The following is a 21113-nucleotide window of genomic DNA, read 5'->3' as shown; positions in this document are numbered from 1 at the left end:
TTTAACTTTAAATTCATAAACATGAAAAGTAAAATTCTATTCATGCTAATCATGAGTCTGCTCTTTTCCGTAAGCATGTTTGCCCAGCAAACATTTATTAAAGGGATTGTGAAAGACGCAACCGGCGAACCGGTTACTGGTGCCAACATTGTAGTGAAAGGTACGACCAACGGAACCACAACCGACATAGATGGTAACTTTCAGCTAAACGCAAAGAAAGGCGATATCCTTGTCATCTCTTTCATTGGTTATCAACAACAGGAATTACCGGCAACGGCTTCGATGATCATCACGTTAAAAGATGATACACAAGTACTTCAGGATGTAGTTGTTATTGGCTACGGACAAGTAAAGAAGAATGACGTTACGGGTTCGGTAATCGCTCTTGATGCTGATAAAATGGTAAAGGGTGCTGCTTCTTCGGCAACAGACATGTTAACCGGTAAAGCTGCTGGTGTTAGTGTTGTCAGCACAGGCGGTGCTCCGGGTGCAGGAGCAACGATTCGTATTCGTGGCGGTTCTTCCATGTCTGCCAGCAATGATCCGTTGATCGTAATTGATGGGGTGCCAGTGGATAATACGGGTATTGACGGCATGTCTAACCCGTTGTTAACGGTTCACCCAAGCGATATAGCTACATTTACGATCTTAAAAGACGCTTCTGCAACGGCTATTTATGGCTCTCGTGCTTCTAACGGTGTTATTTTGATTACTACAAAGACCGGAAAAGAAGGTAAAATAAAAGTAGGCTATAACGGGACATTTTCTGTCAATACCCGTGCCGGGAAAGTGAATGTGATGGGTGCCGACGAATTCCGTGATTTTGTGATCAGTAAATACGGAACTTCAAGCCCTCAGGCTGCTGCCTTGGGTGAGTACAATACGGATTGGCAGGATGAAATATTCCATACAAGCCTTAGTACAGACCATAACATTAGCGTATCAGGAGCTGTTCCTCACATGCCTTACCGTGTGTCGGTTTCGTATACTACAGATAATGGTATTTTGAAGACTTCTAACATGCAACGTACAACAGGTGCCATTAACCTGAATCCGAACTTCTTCGATAAGAAGTTGAATATTCAGTTAAATGTAAAAGGTATCTATAATAAAAATCGCTTTGCAGATACAGGAGCTATCGGTTCTGCCACTCAGTTTAACCCGACGAAACCGGTTTATGCAACTTCTAATCTTCCATTTGGCAATGGATACTACATGGATTATTCGGAAATAGAGAATCCCGACGGGTCAATGTCTACCACTCCGATCGGTATTGCCATTCCCAACCCATTATCGCAGTTGGAAGAAAAATTTGATGAATCGGACGTATACAGAAGCATTGGTAATGCACAGATAGATTACCGCTTCCACTTCCTCCCTGACTTAAGAGCCAATTTGAACGTAGCTTATGATGTATCTAAGAGTGATGGCAATAAGGTAATCCTCGATAACTCTTCTATCAGCTATAACACGGGCAACTATAAAGCAGGCTGGGGTGAAAATGAACATTATTATCAGTTGAAACGTACGCACCTGTTGGATTTCTATTTGAATTATGCAAAAGAATTCGGCATTAACAATATAGATGTAATGGCCGGTTACTCCTGGCAGCATTTTTATTCGAAGACTGAAAATGCTTATCCTTATTCTGCCGCAATGGCTGAAAAAGAGGGGAAGACGGATTATAAAGACAGTAAAAGCTACGAAACAGAAAGCTATCTGGTATCCTTCTTCGGACGATTGAATTATACATTGCTAGGTCGTTACTTGTTGACATTCACGCTGCGTGATGATGGTTCTTCTCGTTTCAGCCAGGATAATCGTTGGGGTGTTTTCCCTTCTGCTGCTTTAGCCTGGAAAATGAAGGATGAAACTTTCCTGAAAAATGTTTCTGTACTTTCTGACTTGAAGCTTCGTTTAGGTTGGGGTATTACCGGACAGCAAAACCTGGGTAACGGCGATTATCCTTACATGGCCAGATACCAATATAGCAAAGCCGGTGCCAACTACTTCTTTGGCGATACAAAAGTAAATTTGCTTGCTCCGCAAGCCTATGATGCAGACTTGAGATGGGAAGAAACAACAACCTGGAATGCTGGTCTTGACTTTGGCTTCCTGAATGGTCGTGTCACGGGTAGTTTTGATACTTATTTCCGTAAGACCAAAGATTTGCTGAATAAAGTAGCCGTTCCTGCAGGAGCTAACTTTAGCAACGAATTACTGACTAACGTAGGTGAATTGGAAAATAAAGGTTTTGAAATTACCTTGAACACACATCCGATCGTAACGAAGGACTGGAGCTGGGATTTGGGATTCAACCTGTCTTATAACAAAAACAAGATCACGAAACTGACTATTAACGACGATCCGAACTATGTCGGCGTTAAACATTCGGGCATTGACGGTGCAACCGGTTATACGGCGATGATTCATCAGGTAGGTCGTCCGTTCAACTCCTTCTACGTATACGAACAGGTTTACAATGCGGAAGGCAATCCGATCGAAGGTGCTTATGTGGATCAGAACAATGACAATAAGATCGATGAGAAAGACTTGATCTGTTTCAGAAAAGCTGCTCCCGATGTATTTCTGGGTTTGACTTCACAACTCTCTTATAAGAAATGGGATTTAGGTTTTGGCTTACGTGCCAGTTTCGGCAATTATGTTTATAACAATATCCAGTCCAACCGTGAAGCTTGGGGCGGATCGCAGATGTACGATCAGACCGGCTTCCTGAAGAACCGTATCAAAGGTGCCGACAAGACAAACTTCCAGATTTCACAGCCTTTGTCAAGTTATTATGTACAGAATGCCTCCTTCCTCAGGATGGATAATATAACATTGGGATATACGTTCGATAAAATCTTTAAAGCAGGCCAGACAGCCCGTGTTTATTTAACAGTTCAGAACCCGTTCGTGATCACCAAGTATGACGGTCTGGACCCTGAAATCGGCAAGACAAGCACTACTGAGGATAATACAGGTATGGATAATAACATCTATCCAAGACCCCGCGTATATATGATTGGTTTAAACGTTAACTTTTAAAATATAGGACATCTATGAAAACATTAACATATAAACATATTCTTCCCGTAATGGTATTGGGCTTGACACTGAGCACAAATTCCTGTATAAACGATTTGGATACAATACCTTTGTCAAAGGATGAATTGGTGTCGGAAACGACCTTTGGCAGCGACCTGGCACCTTATACCGGTTCATTGGCTAAAATTTATGCCGGTTTCGTGATTGGCGGTAATTCCGGGGGCGATGCTGATCAGGACGTTGCCGGTATCGATGGCGGAAGCCAGGCTTCATTCCTTCGTTGTACTTGGAATATGCAGGAGCTGACAACGGATGAAGCCCATTGTGCATGGAACGATCCCGGCATTCCTGATTTCAATAATGTGACGTGGGGGGCTTCCAATCCATGGATCAAAGGTTCTTATTACCGTTTGTACTATCAGATCAATGTCGCCAATGCTTTTTTACGTGAAACGACGGAAGATAAACTTAGAGGACGCGGCTGTAGCGATCAGACAATTAACTCAATATTGAGTTATCGTGCTCAAGCCCGTTTTCTCCGGGCTTTAGCGTATGCCTATACTTTGGATTTTTATCGCAATGTTCCGTTTGTGACGGAAGAAGGCAAAATCGGCAATGTCTTGCCCGAACAAATTATGGCGGCCGATCTTTTTAATTATATCGAAAAGGAATTGAAAGAATGCCAGGAAAGACTATCCGAACCTACGGTTGGTTTTAGCGCCACTTACGGCGAAGCCAATAAAGCGGCAGCCTGGTCGCTTCTTTCACGCCTTTATCTGAATGCCGAAGTGTATATCGGACAGCCTAAGTATACGGAGTGTATCGAGTATTGCAACAAAGTTATCAATGCCGGTTATGCATTAGGCTCAGATTATCTGGAAATATTCAAGGCTGACAACGATCATTCTGCCGAAATGATTTTCCCGCTTCGTTATGAGGGAGACCAGACGATGACTTGGGGTGGAATGACCTTCCTTTTGTGTGGCCTCGAACCAAAAGAACTGATGGACGAAATTCATGCAAAAGACGCCTGGCAGGGTGTTCGTGCCAAATCTTCTTTGTTGGCAACTTTTGAGAAAGAGAATGCTTCGGACCAGGATTCACGTAAAGCGTTGCTGCATCCTGAACTGACAAGCAGCAACGAAATTGTAGATCCGTTCTCATTTAAAGACAATGGCATACCAACTGTAAAATTCTACAACGTCAATAAAGACGGTTCTCTGCCTCCAAGTAAAGAGGCATGGGTAGACTTCCCGATGTTCCGTCTGGGCGAAATTTATCTGAACTACGCCGAAGCCGTATTGCGTGGCGGTACGGGAGGAGACAAAGCTACAGCCTTGAAATATGTGAATGCCATCCGTGAGCGGGCTTACAAAGACAAATCGGTTGCTCCTATTACACAATCCCAATTGACATTAGACTTCTTGTTAGACGAAAAAGGACGTGAATTTTTCTATGAAGCTCATCGCCGTACCGACTTGATACGCTATGGCAAATTTACGGGAAGCGACTATTTATGGCCTTGGAAGGGAGGCGTTGCTCAGGGAACCAGCGTGAAAGATATGTACAAAGTATTCCCGCTTCCGTCTGACGACATCGGTTCTAACACAAATCTGAAACAAAATGACGGTTATTAATTCACAGTTTTTCAATCTTTAAATACAGATTATAATGAAAAAGATTCAGATATCACTAATAGCGTTTCTTAGTATATGGAGCTTGGCTTTCACTGCCTGTTCAGATACGACAGATCCGGTAATTGGAGCTACGACACCGGCTACTTTGGTAGCTCCTTCGCCCAGCGAGTTTGTGTTGGCACTTGAAAACGCGGATGAAACGATGACGACGTTAACCTGGAACAAAGCCGATTTTGGCGCTCAGGTAGCTATCACTTACGACGTACAGATGGATATGGCCGGCAATAATTTTGAAAAGATGGTTTCGTTGGGTACGACCAATGAGACAAGTATGGCTATCAAAACAAGCGATATCAACAAGCAACTGCTGAATCGCGACCAGCCGGCCGGAGAACCGGCCTTTGTAGAAATCCGCGTTGTTTCTTCAATCGGAACATTGTCCGGATTGTCTAATTACGAATCGGGTCTGTCCAATGTGGTACAGCTGACTGTTACGCCTTATTCCGGGGAAAAAGTATATCCAATGCTTTATACTCCGGGCAACCACCAGGGATGGAAACCTGAAGCGGCCGCTCCTTTGTACTCTTTGAACAGCGATGGCATTTATTCCGGATATGTATATCTGGACGGTGAGTTTAAATTCACCAGCCAGCCTAACTGGGACGGTACCAATTATGGTGCTGGAGCAGCAGCCGGACAGATTTCGGAAACCGGTGGCAATATCACTGTCCCGGCCGCTTATTATCTTGCTAAAGTAAATACCAACGACTTGACGTATTCTCTCAGACCGATGGCCTGGGGTGTAATAGGCGATGCTACTCCTACAGGTTGGGATAGCGACACGAAGCTTATTTATGATCCGGGCGACATGACCTTGAAGTTGGACATCAAACTGAAGGACGGTACGCTCAAATTCCGTGCAAACGATGACTGGGCTGACAATTTCGGAGGTTCGTTCGATAATCTGGTGGCAGGTGGAGATAATATCACCGTGACGGCCGGTTCGTACACTATTGTGCTGGACTTTAGCAAGCCTGTTTATAGTGCCCGGTTGATAGCAAAATAACCCACAGGCCACCCCGCAGGGTGTGTGCCAAAAGCAGGAAGTAAGGAACGCGCGTTTTTAACACCGTTGCATTGATACGACGAGGCTAAAACGCGCGTTTTATTATCGTCGTACTGCTTTGCCGAGTATAATACGCTCGTATTGTTATCGTCGTACTGCTCTGCCGAGTATAATACGTTCGTATTATTGTCGTCGTATTGCTCTGTCGAGTATAATACGAGCGTATTATACTCGACAGAGCAAGAAGAAGGCCTTCCGCTTGTGGAGGTAACTCATCCGACAAGCCTTGGAGGGGATACAAAAGAAGGGACTGCCCGGCCATTTGCCGGGCAGTCCCTTCTTTTTTCTTGCGATGTATATTTACTAAAGCGTAATTGGAGTACCGTTGTAGAAGTCGAGAATTTTTGTGCGGAAAATAAAGTCGTACTTAGCCTGCGCCTGTTCGGCAAGGCTTTGGGCATACTTTGTTTTTGCTTCGTTGAATTCGAATACGGTACTTTTTCCGGCATTGTAGCGCTCTGAGGCATATTTGAAAGCTTCCTGGGTTGCCAGGACCGACTTGTCCGACGAACGGTATTTCTCCTGAGCGGCAGTGGCGTCATAGAAAGCCTTTTGTATCTCTTTATAAAGTACCTTCTTGGTGCTTTCCATCATTAACTCGCGGTTGCGGATATTGATACGTGCCGAGCGCACATTGTTGCGCACCTGAAAACGGTTGAATAGCGGAATACTTAATGTAAAGCCTACTACTTTCTGTCCGTTTTGCTTCATCTGATCGCCAAAAGAAGGATTGACGATCTGTTCTTCCCCTCCGCTTTTGGTATGATAGTAACCATTGCTGTAGCTGGCTCCAAAGTTTAATTTCGGATAATAACCCGCACGGGCTACGTTGAGCATCTTTTTCTGGCTTTCCAGTAAAAATTCCTGTTGCTTGATCTGGGGCTTGAAGGTAACGGCGTTGGCAAATATTTGTTCCGGTGGAACAATGCTTGACATGTTTGCTTCGATCACATCGTCTACTAACGGATTGGTGATGTCGAAACTTTTATTTTCACGCTCCAGTTCCAGGCTTTGTGCCAGATCGAGCAGTGCCAGGGCTACGTTGTTGCGTGCTTCGGTTAGCGTTACTTCATCTTTTGCAAGCTGTGCTTTGATGTCGTATAACTGCGAAAGGGGTACCTTCCCGGCATTCACCATGGCTTCTGTTTTATTGATCTGTTCTTTGTCCAGGTCGACCTGCAGCAGGGCTATGTTGAGCAGTTCTTTATTATAGAGCACTTGCACGTAATATGATGCCACCTGTATGGAGATGTCCTCTTTGGCTTTGTTGAGGTCTTCTATGGCAGCTTTCAGATCCAGCTTGCGGGCTGCTATGTCATTGGGTATTTTCAATCCGTCGAAGATCGGCATATCCAGGTTGATCCCAACAGAAGAATTGGCTGCACTCTGGTCTACGATCAATCCTGATTTTGTACTCGAACGGCCAAACTGGAAACTTTGTCCCATATTGGCGTTTACTGCCGGGAGCCAGCTGAATTTACTGGTGTTCAGGTCTACCTTCCGGGCTTTCTGTTCTTCTTCCTTTTGTTTCAGGTCGATATTGTGCTCTATGGCATACCGGATGCATTCTTCCAGTGTCCATTGCTTTTTAGTTTCTTGCGCTTGTATTCCCGAAGAAAGGAATAATGCGGCAACCAGGGGTATTATTTGTTTCATGTCTTTAGCTGTTTTATTTTTTATCTTCTATAGCAGCACCGCGTATTTTATCCTTTTCAGTCAGCCCCTCCTTAATCTCGATTTTGATACCGTCGGAAAGACCTACTTTGACAGGTTGTTCTTTAAATATTTGTTCCGGCTGTTCCTGCTTTACGATTTGAACGAAAGCAGAATCTCCTCTGAATTGTACGGTACTTTCCGGTACGGTGACAACGTTTTCGGCACGCTTCAATACGATCTCGGCATTGGCACTGTAGCCTGCACGTATAAATGCGTCTTCGGGGATTTCGGCCGCAGCTTTAATTTCGAACATGATGGCTCCGTTTTCTTCTACTCCTTTAGGCGACACATATTCCAACAGGGCGTCGAACTTGCGGCTTTCCAATGCTCCGACCGTCAGTTTGATATGCATGCCCTCGTGAATACGTCCTACTTCAGTTTCGTCCACCTTGCCTTTGAAGATCATATCATTCATGTTGGCTACAGATGCGATGGTGGTACCATCGTTAAAGGTGTTGGACTGGATAACGGAGTTTCCCACCTTGATAGGAACATCCAGTATCATACCCGTGATAGTGGATCGTACCTGTGTTGTGCTGGAAGCGGCGAATTTCTTTGAAATACCTTCGCGGATAATGTCCAGGGCATCCTGCGCATTATCCACTTCTTCTTCCGCTTTCTTGTAGTTGGCAAGAGAGGTCTGGTAATCTTCTTTGGAAATGACCCCCTGGTCAAATAGTTGTTTATCGCGTTTGTAAGTTTCGTTAATCTGCTCCATGCTGATCTTTGCAACCCGTACGCGTGATTCGGCACTGTTCAGCTGAACCATTTCTGGGATAACCTTGATCTTGGCAATAATCTCACCTTCTTTTACCATCTGTCCGGCTTCCTTTAATACTTCGGAAATGATACCTGACATCTGGGGCTTGATAAGGACTTCGTCACGTGGTTCGACCTTGCCGGTGGCTACGGTTTTTGTCTCAACTGTATCTCTTTGGGGAGTTACTATTTCGTACTTGGTGATAACCGGCCGCGATTTCTGCCATAAGAAATAGAATGTACCGATAACAGCTATTCCAATCAGTACGAGGACTACGATTCTGACAATCTTTTTCATGTGATTTCTTTATTTTATTGTTTTATTTATTTTCAGTTTATTCTTCCCGTATAGCATCTATCGCTTTGATCTGCATTGCACGCCATGCAGGAATCAGTCCTGCCAGCAATCCGCTGAATAAAAGGATAATTGTTGCTGCTATTGCTGTATTGATGTTGATCTCCGGGTTTGTAAAGAATGTATCGCTATTGCTGCCTCCCGATTCCAATACCCGGTTTACCACATCCAGCAGGAACACGCCCAGTGCCAGCCCGATTAATCCTGCTAAAGCTGTCAGTACAAGACTTTCACTCATTACTTGTGTGATAATATTGGCTGGTTTGGCTCCAAGTGCACGCCTCACGCCGATTTCTTTTGTCCGCTCTTTTACCGTTACCATCATGATGTTGCTTACTCCGATGATACCGGCAAGCAGGGTTCCCATACCAACCAGCCATACAAGGATGTCTATACCCAGAAACAACATATTGAATGTTTCCGCCTGTTTGGCTATACTGAAACTACCAACGGCTTGCGGGTCGGTAGGAGAGATTTCGTTTTGAGCCTTTAGCAGTGTTTTTACGTCATTCATGATCTTGTCGCATGAATAGCCGTCTTCGCCGGTGATACACAGAAACCAGAACTTGTCTCCGTTGTTCGTTACTTGCTGCAAGGTGCTGAAAGGAAGCATAACACTTTCTTCTGTGCGGCCTCCGATATTGGCACGTGGCTTGGCTTTTATCACGCCTACTACCTGGTAATAAATTCCGTTTACACGGATATATTGTCCGGTCGGGTCTTCGCCTGGCTTGAATAATACTTCGTAAACGCGGGTACCTATCAGGCAGACTTTGCGTTTTTCCTGAAGGTCTATTTCATTGAGTAAACGTCCGTAATAAATATGCTGTGTTTCGATATTAAAGTAATCCGGATATACGCCGCGTACGTTGTAACTTCCTGCTTTCTGGCCTTTCACTACATTATTGTTTCCCTGAGGCCCCCAGTGCATAGGGGAAATATATTTGATGCCTTGTACCTTTTGCTTGATGGCTTCGAGGTCGCGGTTGCGCATACTCCAGTTACGTCCTTTACGGTATCCTTTGTAAGGTTCGGCTGTACGGTCTGTGTAAAAAAAACAAGAATTGGTAGCGAAACCATTTACGTTTTTAAATATGCCATTCTGCATTCCTTTACCTGAACCTAATAGTAATACAAGCATCAGGATTCCCCAGAAGACGCCGAAGCAGGTAAGCAAACTTCTTGTTTTGTTGCGGGTGATGGTGATCCATATCTCTTGCCAGCGTTCTATATCAAACATGATTCTTTCGTATTGAATGATGAATTACTTTATTCTGTTCTCATGGCTTCGATAGCCGTTATTTTAACTGCTTTGCGCGCGGGGAAATATCCGGCCAGTACACCCGCCAGCACAAGCAATCCGGTTGCTGCGCAAGCGATACTCAGGCTAACGGTAGGGTTGCGGAATATACTCATGTCGTCTCCCGAACTGGATCCTCCTATATTCATTGCTTCCATTGCGTAATTAATGCCTTCGGTGACACCGATGCCAAGAACCATGCCGATATAGCCGAATAGGGCTGTGATCAGAATGGACTCTACGATGATAAGCTTCAATATAGAAAACGGTGTAGCTCCGATAGCTTTACGTATGCCGAACTCTTTTGTCCTTTCACGTACGGTAATCAGCATAATGTTGCTTACGCCTACGATACCGGCAGTTAATGTTCCGATACCTATAATCCATAGGAAAAGAGTTATACCGTTCATCATACCGTTTAGCATCAGAAATTCTTCTGCTGTATTCCACATGTAGAGCGAACCTTTGTCGTTCGGGTCAAAATGGTGGCGCTTGCCCATGCTTTCACGGAAACGGGTTTCGAAAGCCTCGTTTTCCTCTTTTGTTTTCAATCCTTTCAAAGAGAAAGAAATTTGTCCGATTCCATAACCGGAATTGTATAACGTTTGTCCGGTGGAAAATGGGATATAAGCTGGCGAATCGTTGCTGTTATTTTCATCTTTATAAACGCCTACCACCTGGTAGACAATCTTTCCGGCATTGATATGTTTGCCCAGCGGATTTTCCGATTTAAACAGGACTTCTTTCATACGAGGACTGATTACGATCACTTTCCGTTTCTGCTTAATATCTATGTCGTTGATAAAACGCCCGTTGCCGGCCAGCATTTGTATGTTGTCGATGATGGAATGCGCCGGGAAGACAGCACGCGTGGAGTATGTCCCATATTCTTCGCCTACCGACAAGGTGTCTGTATGGTAAACAACAGCGCTGACAAGGTCTATTTCCGGATGATCATACCTTATTTGTATCAAGTCTTCGTCTTTGAATTTGATACTCCGGTTTGTTGGCATGCCTTTATAGGGCATAGTGGTGTAGCCTGGCCATACCGAAACTCTGTTGGTAGACATATTCCGGAAGTTATGCAAGATACCGTTCCGAAGCCCGTTTCCGGCACCCAGCAAGATGATAAGCATAAAAATACCCCAGGCGACGGAAAATCCTGTCAGGAAGGTACGCAGCTTATTCTTTTGGATAGTTCCGAATATTTCCCTGAAATTGTCGAAATCAAACATGGGCTTTACCTTTTTCTATTGTTTCTATTAAACCGTCTTTTACGCGGATTATTTTGTTTGTAGCGTCAGCTACGGATTGTTCATGGGTGACAATGATCATGGTCATACCCGAAAGATTAACCTGGCGAAGTAGTTCCATAACTTCTACAGTTGTTTTACTGTCAAGTGCTCCGGTGGGTTCGTCGGCCAATATTACCTGAGGTTTGGCAATAAGAGCACGGGCAATGGCTACACGTTGTTTTTGCCCTCCCGACATTTCATTAGGCATGTGTTCGGCCCAGTCTTTCAAACCTACCATGTCCAGATACTCCATGGCCATTGCATTCCTTTTCTTTCTGTTTATGCCTTGGTAATATAGGGGCAATGCTACGTTTTCCATAGCATTTTTGAAAGATATAAGGTTAAACGACTGAAAGATGAATCCTATCATCTGGTTGCGGAGTTCGGCTGCGCGTGTCTCGCTTAGATTTTGGATTAACTGACCGTTCAGGGTATATGTACCGCTATCGTACGTATCTAATATCCCAAGAATATTTAGCAGGGTAGATTTGCCTGATCCGGAAGCTCCCATGATAGACACCATTTCTCCTTTTTCTATATCTAGGTCAATTCCTTTCAAAACGTGCAACGGTGCTCCGTTGAAATACGTTTTGTTAATTCCTTTCAGTTGGATCATCATATTTGTTATATAGTTATTTCTTATTAGACGTACAGTTGACTGAAAACGTTACATATTCAGGTGAATATTTTATTTATGTGAGCAAATATAGAAATCCTTAAAATACCTTGTATCGCAAGGTACTAATAATTATACAATATTAACAAAGCCTTTTGCTTTGCTACAGAAACATAAATACCTCATCGGGATGTTTTTTTTATTTCATCCCGATCATTTTATAAAAACATCCCGATGAATTGGAAAAGTTGTTTATGGATATAATTGTTATTTTGGTTAAGTTTGTAGCGATAAGCAACAACAACTAAACAAGTAGTTCTGTTTTCTATAGAAAAAGATCGAAAAGAAATGAGACTCGTTTATATTTATCATAGCGGCTTTGCTATTTTAGCAGAAGGATTTACTATTGTAATAGATTATTACCGTGACACATCAAATGATTTTGATGAAGGCTATGTTCATGACTATTTGTTGCATCGTCCGGGAAAATTGTATGTGCTGTCTTCTCATTTCCATCCAGATCACTTTAATCCGGAGGTTCTGAAGTGGAAGGAACAGAAAAAGGATATTCAATATATCTTTTCCAAAGATATTTTAAAACGCAGGAGAGCGAAAGCGGATGATGCTTTCTATATCCAAAAGGGAGAAGTCTATCAGGATGATAATTTGACAATTAAAGCTTTTGGGTCTACAGATGTTGGTGTTTCATTTTTGATTAAGGCGCAAGAGCGGATAATCTTTCATGCCGGCGATTTGAATAACTGGCATTGGAAAGATGAATCGACGCCGGTTGAGGCGGAGGAAGCCGAAAAACATTATTTGCAGGAACTGGATATTATCGCAAAAGATACGGATAAGATGGATCTGGTTATGTTTCCGGTTGATCCACGTTTAGGTACCGATTTTATGCGGGGAGCCCAGCAATTCATCGACCGTATACAAACGGATGTATTTGTACCGATGCATTTTTGGGAACGCCCGGCCGAAGTGGAAGTTTTTGCTCCCTATGCCGAATCGAAAGGTGTTCGTTATGTGCTGTTATCCGTTTGTGGAGAAGGAACCGATTTTTAGTTATTTAAAATATGGATATTATGGAAATAAAAGGTAGATTTGACCATTTTAATATCAATGTCCTGGATTTGGACAGAAGTATTTCATTTTATAATAAAGCATTGGGTTTGAAAGAACATCATCGCAAAGAGGCAGAAGACGGTTCTTTTGTATTGGTCTATATGACCGACGGGCAAACAGGTTTTTTGCTTGAATTGACATGGTTGCGTGACCGTACGGATCCTTATGAATTGGGAGATAATGAAAGTCATTTATGTTTCCGCGTGGCCGGAAATTACGATGAAGTTCGTAAATATCATAAAGAAATGGATTGCGTATGTTATGAAAATACGAGTATGGGACTGTATTTTATTTGTGACCCGGACGACTATTGGATTGAAATTCTTCCGTTGAAATAATAAACACACGCACAGAAGAAAAATGACAGATTTGTCCATTATAATATAACAATGTTACTTAGCATAAGTTTGCTATAAAACACGACAAATATGACATTTGGAGTAAATTTTTTTGAAAAACGTATTGCTGCTTATCATAATCCTCTTATATTTGCTTCCAATAAAAAAAGAAATCATTATTAATCGTAAATATAAAATCATGGAGAAGCCTTATGTAGTAGGTATTGATATAGGTGGTACCAATACAGTTTTCGGTGTAGTAGATGCGAGAGGTACAGTTTTGTACAGTAGTTCAATAAAGACTGGCAAATATGCTGATATTGAAGATTATGTAGCAGCTTTAGGCCAGGGACTTATGCAGGTTATAGAACAAGCCGGCGGTCCTGAAAAGATTAAAGGTATTGGTGTAGGTGCTCCTAATGGTAACTATTTTAATGGCTGTATAGAGTTTGCCCCGAACCTTCCCTGGAAAGGCAAAATTCCTTTGGCTCAGTTAATCAGCGAACAAGTTGGCGGTATACCTGTTGCTTTAACAAACGATGCTAATGCTGCTGCTATCGGAGAAATGACCTATGGTGCAGCCCGTGGTATGAAAGATTTTATCGTGATTACATTAGGTACAGGTGTAGGTAGCGGTATTGTTGTTAACGGAAATCTGGTATATGGTCATGATGGTTTTGCCGGTGAATTAGGCCATGTCATTGTACGTCGTAATGGTCGTCAGTGCGGTTGTGGTCGTCAGGGATGCCTTGAAGCTTATACATCAGCAACAGGTGTTGCCCGTACGGCACGCGAATATCTGGAAATCCGCAAGGATGAAAGTTTATTACGTGAACTCGACCCTTCTGATATTACTTCAAAAGACGTGTATGATGCAGCAATGAAGAATGACAAACTGGCACTTGAAATCTTCGAAACAACAGGCGCTATGTTAGGCGAAGCATTTGCTAATTTTGTTGCATTCTCTAGTCCGGAAGCAATTATCCTGTTTGGTGGTCTTACAAAAGCCGGTGATCTGATTATGGAACCAATCAAACATGCTATGGAAGCAAATATGCTGAAAGTATTTGAAGGCAAGACTAAAATATTATTCTCACAGTTGAAAGAAAGCGATGCTGCTGTATTAGGTGCCAGCGCTTTGGGTTGGGAAGTAAAAACTCAGGATCCTTCATTATAATAATAATTTATATCTGCGAACTGCGCAGATATTACAAAGCAAGCCGCACCTTGTATTTATATAGGGGTGCGGCTTGTTATTTATCATCCGTTTAGTATGAAACATCCGTTAGATAAATTTGCTTATTGTCCGGTTTGCGGAGCAAAAACATTTCTGCAGCATAATGAAAAAGCGAAAAAATGTACGGCCTGTGGTTTTGTTTATTATTTCAATCCGTCTGCTGCTGTTGCCTGTTTTATCCGTAACAAAAAAGGTGAGTTGTTATTAGTACGGCGCGCTAAAGAACCTGCAAAAGGAACACTCGATTTGCCCGGAGGTTTTGTTGACTTACATGAAACGGCCGAAGATGCTGCTTGTCGCGAGGTAAAAGAAGAAACCGGATTGACCATAACCAATTGCAAGTATTTGTTTTCATTGCCGAATATTTATCCGTATTGTGGCTTCGATGTGCATACGGTGGATATGTTTTTTGAATGTCATGTCGATAATTTTGAATTGGCCTCTGCCGAAGACGATGCTGCCGAGATTATTATACTTTCCCCGGAGAAGTTAAATCCGGACGATTTTGGACTGTGTTCTATAAAAAAAGGTGTGGATCGTTATATTCATTTTTGTAAATAACTTGCTTCTTATTTGCAGCTTATTCTCTATATTTGCAATTTAGAACAAACAGGTACTATAAGTATCTGTCCTTAAAAGCAAATGAGTGATGAAGAGAATACTTATTCCGCTATGTCTGGTACTGGGAAGTCACGTGGCAAACGGGCAACGGTCGTATCAGTTCGAAGCGCCCGACCGTTTATTCGTAGAAGGCAAAGAATTGTTTAGTTTAAAAAACTATTCTGGCTGTATTGACAAGCTGGAGGCTTATAAACAGCATTCGACGGATGCCGATTTGATTCAGGAAGCCGATTATATGTTAGTATATGCCGCTTATGAACAGGGCAGGCCAAATGCCGACGAATTATTAAAAGACTATCTTGAGACCTATCCTTCGTCTCGTCACAGTGATGAAATCAATTATCTGATTGCTTCCGTTCATTTCGGACGCGGAGAGTATCAGAAAGCCATTTTTTGGTTTGGCGAATCCAATATAGACGTATTAAACCCTGAACAACAGGAAACTTATAGTTTTCGTTTAGCTTATTCCTTGTTGCAAATGGGCGATATGGCAAAGGCGCGAGGTTATTTTGCCCGTATCGAACAAGTTGGGACCAAGTATCGCGAAGCAGCTGCGTATTATATGGCTTATATCGATTATGCAACGGCTAAATACAATACCGCGCTTGCCGAATTTTCACGATTGAAGGAAATTCCTGCCTATCGTGAGCAATCGTTGTATTATATCACACAGATATATTTTATCCAGAGCAAATATGAAAGAGTTGTAAAAGAAGGGGAGCAACTTCTCTCTTCTTATCCGGATAGTAAGAATAATGCGGAGGTATATCGCATGCTTGGTAACTCTTATTACCATATGGGAGACCAAAGCAAATCCATCGCTATGTTGAGTAAATATGTTTCATCAACCGATGCGCCTTTGCGCGGAGACTTATATATCCTGGGAGTATGTTATTATGATAAAGGCAACTATAGTAGTGCAGTTAATGCTTTGGGACGTACGGTTGGCGAAAATGATGCACTGACTCAGAATGCTTATCTTTATTTGGGTCAGTCTTATTTGAAACTGAATGATAAGAACAATGCCCGTATGGCGTTTGAGGCAGCTGCCACATCTTCTTATGATCAGCAGATTAAGGAAACTGCCATGTATAATTATGCACTGCTGATCCATGAAACAGCCTTTACCGGTTTTGGGGAATCGGTTACGATTTTTGAAGATTTTCTGAACGATTTTCCGAATTCAAGATATGCTGATAAAGTGAACGACTATCTGGTAGAAGTCTATCTTACTACTAAGAATTACCAGGCGGCTCTTACTTCGATTAATAAAATCAAACATCCGAGTACTAAAATATTAGAGGCAAAACAGGATATTCTGTTCCAGTTGGGAACGCAGGCTTTCGCCAACGTGAAATTGGATGAGGCAATAGATCTGTTCAGCCGTGCCATAGCATTGGGAGCTTATAATATGGAAGCTCGCAATGATGCTTATTTCTGGCGTGGCGAATGCTATTACCGCCAGGGTGAATATGAAAAAGCCATATCTGATTACAGGACATATTTGAATAATGGCCAACGTAATACGGATATGTATGCTTTGGCTTATTATAACCTGGGATATAGCTATTTTAAATTAAAAGAATATGATAATGCATTGAGTCGTTTCCGCCAGTATGTAGATATGGAAAACAGTAATAATACGGCTTCACTGGCTGATGCGTATAACCGTATTGGAGACTGTTTATTCCATAACCGTCAATTTGCATTAGCCGAGGACAATTATTCCCGTGCGGCCCAGTTGGAACCTTCTGCCGGAGATTATTCAATGTATCAGAAGGCTTTCGTATTGGGTTTGCAGAAGGATTATCAGGGAAAGATTAGTATTCTGGATCGTTTGATACGTGAATTTCCGGAATCACAATATATAGATGATGCTTTGTTTGAAAAAGGACGTTCGTATGTATTGCTGGATAACAATAAGGCAGCTGCACAGACGTTCGAGTCTTTGATTCAAAAGTTTCCGCAGAGCAGCTTGTCGCGCAAAGCAGGCGTACAGTTAGGTTTGATTTATTTTAATGACAATCAACCCGAGAAAGCGGCCCAGGCTTATAAGATGGTTATAAGTAACTATCCCGGAAGTGATGAAGCAAAAGTTGCTTTGCAAGATTTGAAATCCGTATATATTGAATTAAACGACATTAATTCGTTTGCCAATTATGCCAATTCTTTGGGAGGCAATGTCCGTTTTGAAGTAAGCGAGCAGGATTCATTGACTTATCTGGCTGCAGAAAAGTTGTTTATGCGTGGTGATAACGAAGGCGCACGCAGAAGCCTTACTAACTATTTGCAAACATTCCCGCAAGGCGCATTCAGTTCAAACGCAAACTTCTACCTGGCAAGTATCGCATTTGCAAAGAAAGAATATGACGAAGCAAAACACTTGTTTGGCCTGGTTGTTGAGAGTGGCGATACGAAGTTTATGGAAGAATCGGTTGCCCGTAAGGCTGAGATAGAATATCTGAGTAAAGATTATCCGGCTGCCCTGGAAACTTTCAAACGTTTGCAGATCATAGCTGAAAATCCGGAAAATAAACAGGCTGCAAAACTTGGAGTTATGCGCTCCGCCCAGTTTACCGGCCAACCGAAAGAAGTTCTTTTGGCTGCAGAAGAATTATTGAAAGAAACCAAGCTTTCGCCGGAAGTGAGCGCAGAAGCCCGTTATGCCCGTGCTAAAGCATACATTTCTTTGAAGCAGGACAATAAGGCGCTTGCCGACCTGAAAGAGATTAGTAAAGATACACGTACTGTTCATGGTGCGGAAGCTAAATATTTGTTGGCTCAATTATATTATGATACCAACGATGATAAGAATGCGGAAAAGGTTCTTGAAGATTTTGCTAAGAACGGGACACCGCATCAATATTGGTTGGCACGCGGCTTTATCTTGTGGGCTGATATTTATATCCGTCAAGGAGACGATGTACAGGCACGCCAGTATCTGACTAGTTTGCAAAACAACTATAAAGGTAACGACGATATTGCCGGTATGATTGAAGACAGATTGGGTAAATTAAAGAAATAAAAGATTACGATGAAGACGATATATAGTGTAAAAACGTTGTGTGTGCTTGCTATGATGGGTACTGTAACCACAGTCGGCGCACAAGAGAATAAAACGGATAAGGATAAAAATCTGAACCGTGAAATGACATTGGAACGTGAATACGACCCTTCTGTACAGGATGCGAATAAGGTAAACACATTGCCTGTTGTAAAAGAGCCTGTTGTCCGTAAAATACCTATCGATTATGCAACCTTTACGGTTCCGGCCGATCCGGCTAAAGAAATAGGCCTGTTGCCTTCGGGTAATATTATGACGCAAATGGCTTACAACAAACGTCGCGGCTATTTTAATTTTGGCGCCGGTACGTATTTGAATCTGAATGGAGATATAGGCTATCATATATTGAGTACGGATAAAGACAAACTGAACGTTTGGTACTCACATCGTTCGACAAACGGAAAAGTAAAGTATATTCAGGAAGATGAGAAAGTAAAAGCCAAATTGAATGATAACCTGGCAGGCATCGACTTCAGGCATAATTTTGAAAAACTGTCTTTGCTGTTAGGTGCGAAGTATGGTTATTCGGCATTCAACTACTACGGATTGCCAATGGTTAATCCGGTTCAATCGATTGCGCCGATAGAAAGATATGAACCCGATCGTACTACCAACCAGGTAAACCAGACCATTCAGTTTAATGCAGGTGTGGAATCGAAGGAAAATGCTCCTTTTGGTTATCTGCTTGATCTGGGTTATACCAATTTTTCTCATAAATATGCACTGAGCAAAGACCAGAAAGGTCCGACAGAGAATACGTTTGACGTGAAATTTGATCTGAATGCCGGTTTTGGAGGTAATCAGAAGATCGGATTAGGCGGTAATTTTGAATACTTTAATTACAGCCTGCCCACGAATGGCACACAGGAATATTTATTCTTCGAAAATCATGCGGAAGGACGTGTCTCTCCTTACTATAAGGTGGAAGGAGACAATTGGAACCTGAAATTGGGAGTGAATGTCATGTTTGTTACCGGTGGCGACAGTAAAATGATGGTTAGCCCGGACGTCGCTTTTGATATGGAGGTGGCGGATAAGACCGTATTATATGCCATAGCCGGCGGAAAGCTATACTCTAACAGTATGTATGATATGTCGTTGATTAACCGTTATATGGATCCTACGGAAGAGATTACTCCATCCCGTAACTGGCTGGATGCAACGTTAGGTATCAAGAGTGGTGTTGCCAATGGATTTTGGTTTGATGTGTTTGCCGGATATAAAATTACAAGCGATGATGTGTTATTCCTGCCTTCCCGTCTTTACCGTGAGGGTGAGTTCGGCAACTATACGAAGCCGATGGGCGGTATAGACACAAAACATTTCTTTGCAGGAGCAAACCTGAAATATAACTATCAATGGCTGGATGTTTCATTGAAAGGCGTTTATAATAACTGGAAAGCCAAATACGGCAGCAGTTGGGATGGAGCTTCGGGAGATTTGGAACATGCATGGGGTAAACCGGAGATGGAGATTAATGCGGGTGTATCGATTCATCCGTTCAAACCGTTGACTATTGCCTTAGACTATTATTTAGCTACCGGACGTTATGTAGAGCTTTTTGGATACAAGTCTGTAAAGATGGATAATATTAATGAGCTTAATTTGACGGGAACATATAATTTTAATGATACTTTTGGTGTGTATGTTAAGTTGAATAACGTTTTATTCCAGAAATATGAGGTACTTTACGGCTATCCGTTGCAAAGCTTTAGCGCTATGGCTGGCGTAAATATTAATTTCTAGTAAACGGGATAAAACAGGATGGGTGATATAAATATAAAACAGATAGAAAATCTTCGGTTACGCACACGGGCTCTCGAGATCCTTTCTATGATCGGATTGGCAGGAGTTGCTGTTTTGGTGTTTAAGGAGAAGTATGATCTTGCCTATTATTGGATAGGAGCTGTTATAGCGCTTTATATTTATAAATATTTTACGGGAGTTAGTTTGAGGAAAAAAGAATTTCTTTCCAATATTGTGGAAGCCCGGACAAATGAACTCCGTTCCCAGCGGGATACGATACAGGCAGAATCCCAGAAATTGTCGCAAGCATTAACAGCCTTAGCGGATGCACAGGACGAGTTATTGCAAAAAGAGCGGATGGCTTCTATCGGACAATTGACACAAGGGCTGGTAGACCGTATTCTGAATCCGTTGAACTATATTAATAACTTTGCCAGCCTTTCCGTAAATCTGGCAAAGGATATTAAGGCCAATATGGAAAATGACCTGAAGAATGGTAACCATGACAACTTTAATGATTCGGCTGAACTACTTGTCTTATTAGGTAGCAACCTGGATAAAATTTACAAACACGGAGCTAATACTGTACGGATAGTAAAGGCTATGGAAGAGCTTTTGAAAGATCGCTCAGGCAATCGTAAGACTGTGGATGTGAATGAACTTTGTAAAGTTAACCTGGATATATTAAAACGAAACTATAAAGAAGAAATAGAACGTAACCAGATTCTTATTCACTTTTCGGAACTGTCTGCCCCGCTGACTATGGAATTGAATATAGACCAGATAGGAAAATCTTTACAGCATATTCTGAATAATAGTATGTATGCTGTAATGAAGAAATCCGGTTCGTCCGAATATATACCGGCTGTTTCGTTATTTATGGGTATTAAGGCCGATAATCTGCAAATAATTATACGTGATAATGGAGTAGGCATAGAAGACAATATCAAACCAAAAGTCTTTTCTCCGTTTTTTACAACGAAAACAACGGCGGAAGCTGCCGGGACGGGGTTATATCTCGCCCGTGAAGTTGTATCGAACCATAAAGGTAAGATTGAAATTGCTTCAGAAAAAGATCGTTTCACGGAAGTAACCATCACAATGCCTATTTATCAGTAAAAAAA

General features: G+C 42.3%; 15 protein-coding genes. 10 read left to right on the top strand and 5 right to left on the bottom strand.

The window, feature by feature from the left end; genetic code table 11:
* Nucleotides 1–21 precede the first annotated feature (21 nt).
* From CTY47_RS08910 to CTY47_RS08900, 3 genes are read left to right on the top strand one after another with little or no spacing between them, the layout of a single operon-like run.
* The gene (locus tag CTY47_RS08910) at nt 22–3048 is read left to right on the top strand and encodes a SusC/RagA family TonB-linked outer membrane protein (RefSeq protein ID WP_233202133.1); all 3027 of its coding nucleotides are present in this window, start codon (nt 22–24) and stop codon (nt 3046–3048) included.
* A gap of 14 nt (nt 3049–3062) precedes the next feature.
* Nucleotides 3063–4685 (top strand): RagB/SusD family nutrient uptake outer membrane protein, encoded by a 1623-nt coding sequence (locus tag CTY47_RS08905; protein ID WP_099464411.1) that lies wholly within the window; start codon nt 3063–3065, stop codon nt 4683–4685.
* 34 nt (nt 4686–4719) lie between these two features.
* Nucleotides 4720–5751 (top strand): SusE domain-containing protein, encoded by a 1032-nt coding sequence (locus tag CTY47_RS08900; protein ID WP_099464410.1) that lies wholly within the window; start codon nt 4720–4722, stop codon nt 5749–5751.
* 363 nt (nt 5752–6114) lie between these two features.
* Here CTY47_RS08900 and CTY47_RS08895 read toward each other — a convergent pair whose 3' ends face one another.
* Genes CTY47_RS08895 through CTY47_RS08875 form a run of 5 tightly spaced genes read right to left on the bottom strand, consistent with a single transcriptional unit; the run spans nt 6115 to nt 11852 of the window.
* Nucleotides 6115–7467, bottom strand: a complete 1353-nt coding sequence (locus tag CTY47_RS08895) for a TolC family protein (protein ID WP_099464409.1) — start codon at nt 7465–7467, stop codon at nt 6115–6117.
* Nucleotides 7468–7480: 13 nt separating this feature from the next.
* The gene (locus CTY47_RS08890; RefSeq protein ID WP_099464408.1) at nt 7481–8584 is read right to left on the bottom strand and encodes an efflux RND transporter periplasmic adaptor subunit; all 1104 of its coding nucleotides are present in this window, start codon (nt 8582–8584) and stop codon (nt 7481–7483) included.
* Nucleotides 8585–8621: 37 nt separating this feature from the next.
* On the bottom strand, nt 8622–9881 hold the full coding sequence (locus CTY47_RS08885) for an ABC transporter permease (protein ID WP_099464407.1): 1260 nt from the start codon (nt 9879–9881) through the stop codon (nt 8622–8624).
* Between the two features lie 29 nt (nt 9882–9910).
* Nucleotides 9911–11176, bottom strand: coding sequence for an ABC transporter permease (locus CTY47_RS08880; RefSeq protein ID WP_099464406.1), 1266 nt, complete (start codon nt 11174–11176; stop codon nt 9911–9913).
* Nucleotides 11169–11852 carry an ABC transporter ATP-binding protein gene (locus tag CTY47_RS08875; protein ID WP_099464863.1) on the bottom strand — a complete coding sequence of 228 codons (684 nt, stop codon included), beginning with the start codon at nt 11850–11852 and terminating at the stop codon, nt 11169–11171. Before CTY47_RS08875 ends, CTY47_RS08880 begins: the two co-directional genes overlap by 8 nt.
* Before the next feature lie 348 nt (nt 11853–12200).
* Here CTY47_RS08875 and CTY47_RS08870 point away from each other — a divergent pair, with 348 nt between their 5' ends.
* The 7 genes from CTY47_RS08870 (at nt 12201) to CTY47_RS08840 (ending at nt 21108) form a co-directional block, all read left to right on the top strand.
* Entirely contained in the window at nt 12201–12923 is a 723-nt protein-coding gene (locus CTY47_RS08870; protein WP_099464405.1) for an MBL fold metallo-hydrolase, read from the top strand.
* Nucleotides 12924–12943: 20 nt separating this feature from the next.
* Nucleotides 12944–13321, top strand: coding sequence for a VOC family protein (locus CTY47_RS08865; protein WP_099464862.1), 378 nt, complete (start codon nt 12944–12946; stop codon nt 13319–13321).
* Between the two features lie 199 nt (nt 13322–13520).
* Entirely contained in the window at nt 13521–14498 is a 978-nt protein-coding gene (locus CTY47_RS08860; RefSeq protein WP_099464404.1) for an ROK family protein, read from the top strand.
* A gap of 96 nt (nt 14499–14594) precedes the next feature.
* Nucleotides 14595–15119: an NUDIX domain-containing protein gene (locus tag CTY47_RS08855; protein WP_099464403.1), complete on the top strand. Its 525-nt coding sequence runs from the start codon at nt 14595–14597 to the stop codon at nt 15117–15119.
* An 88-nt stretch (nt 15120–15207) separates the two neighbouring features.
* Nucleotides 15208–18204 (top strand): tetratricopeptide repeat protein, encoded by a 2997-nt coding sequence (locus tag CTY47_RS08850; RefSeq protein WP_099464402.1) that lies wholly within the window; start codon nt 15208–15210, stop codon nt 18202–18204.
* 9 nt (nt 18205–18213) lie between these two features.
* Nucleotides 18214–19989, top strand: a complete 1776-nt coding sequence (locus CTY47_RS08845) for a TonB-dependent receptor (RefSeq protein ID WP_099464401.1) — start codon at nt 18214–18216, stop codon at nt 19987–19989.
* Nucleotides 19990–20007: 18 nt separating this feature from the next.
* On the top strand, nt 20008–21108 hold the full coding sequence (locus tag CTY47_RS08840; protein WP_099464400.1) for a sensor histidine kinase: 1101 nt from the start codon (nt 20008–20010) through the stop codon (nt 21106–21108).
* Nucleotides 21109–21113: the final 5 nt, after the last annotated feature.

Source organism: Parabacteroides provencensis (genome assembly GCF_900232875.1).
GTDB lineage: Bacteria > Bacteroidota > Bacteroidia > Bacteroidales > Tannerellaceae > Parabacteroides > Parabacteroides chinchillae.
The sequence above is the reverse complement of the archived record's forward strand: the minus strand, read 5'-3'. Positions and strand labels throughout refer to the sequence as shown.

Excerpts from the sequence above, each read along its gene's own strand:
- CTY47_RS08870 (WP_099464405.1), top strand. The coding sequence starts at position 12,201 with ATGAGACTCGTTTATATTTATCATAGCGGCTTTGCTATTTTAGCAGAA.
- CTY47_RS08880 (WP_099464406.1), bottom strand. The coding sequence starts at position 11,176 with ATGTTTGATTTCGACAATTTCAGGGAAATATTCGGAACTATCCAAAAG.
- CTY47_RS08900 (WP_099464410.1), top strand. The coding sequence starts at position 4,720 with ATGAAAAAGATTCAGATATCACTAATAGCGTTTCTTAGTATATGGAGC.
- CTY47_RS08840 (WP_099464400.1), top strand. The coding sequence starts at position 20,008 with ATGGGTGATATAAATATAAAACAGATAGAAAATCTTCGGTTACGCACA.
- CTY47_RS08895 (WP_099464409.1), bottom strand. The coding sequence starts at position 7,467 with ATGAAACAAATAATACCCCTGGTTGCCGCATTATTCCTTTCTTCGGGA.
- CTY47_RS08860 (WP_099464404.1), top strand. The coding sequence starts at position 13,521 with ATGGAGAAGCCTTATGTAGTAGGTATTGATATAGGTGGTACCAATACA.
- CTY47_RS08885 (WP_099464407.1), bottom strand. The coding sequence starts at position 9,881 with ATGTTTGATATAGAACGCTGGCAAGAGATATGGATCACCATCACCCGC.
- CTY47_RS08855 (WP_099464403.1), top strand. The coding sequence starts at position 14,595 with ATGAAACATCCGTTAGATAAATTTGCTTATTGTCCGGTTTGCGGAGCA.
- CTY47_RS08890 (WP_099464408.1), bottom strand. The coding sequence starts at position 8,584 with ATGAAAAAGATTGTCAGAATCGTAGTCCTCGTACTGATTGGAATAGCT.
- CTY47_RS08865 (WP_099464862.1), top strand. The coding sequence starts at position 12,944 with ATGGAAATAAAAGGTAGATTTGACCATTTTAATATCAATGTCCTGGAT.
- CTY47_RS08845 (WP_099464401.1), top strand. The coding sequence starts at position 18,214 with ATGAAGACGATATATAGTGTAAAAACGTTGTGTGTGCTTGCTATGATG.
- CTY47_RS08850 (WP_099464402.1), top strand. The coding sequence starts at position 15,208 with ATGAAGAGAATACTTATTCCGCTATGTCTGGTACTGGGAAGTCACGTG.
- CTY47_RS08910 (WP_233202133.1), top strand. The coding sequence starts at position 22 with ATGAAAAGTAAAATTCTATTCATGCTAATCATGAGTCTGCTCTTTTCC.
- CTY47_RS08875 (WP_099464863.1), bottom strand. The coding sequence starts at position 11,852 with ATGATCCAACTGAAAGGAATTAACAAAACGTATTTCAACGGAGCACCG.
- CTY47_RS08905 (WP_099464411.1), top strand. The coding sequence starts at position 3,063 with ATGAAAACATTAACATATAAACATATTCTTCCCGTAATGGTATTGGGC.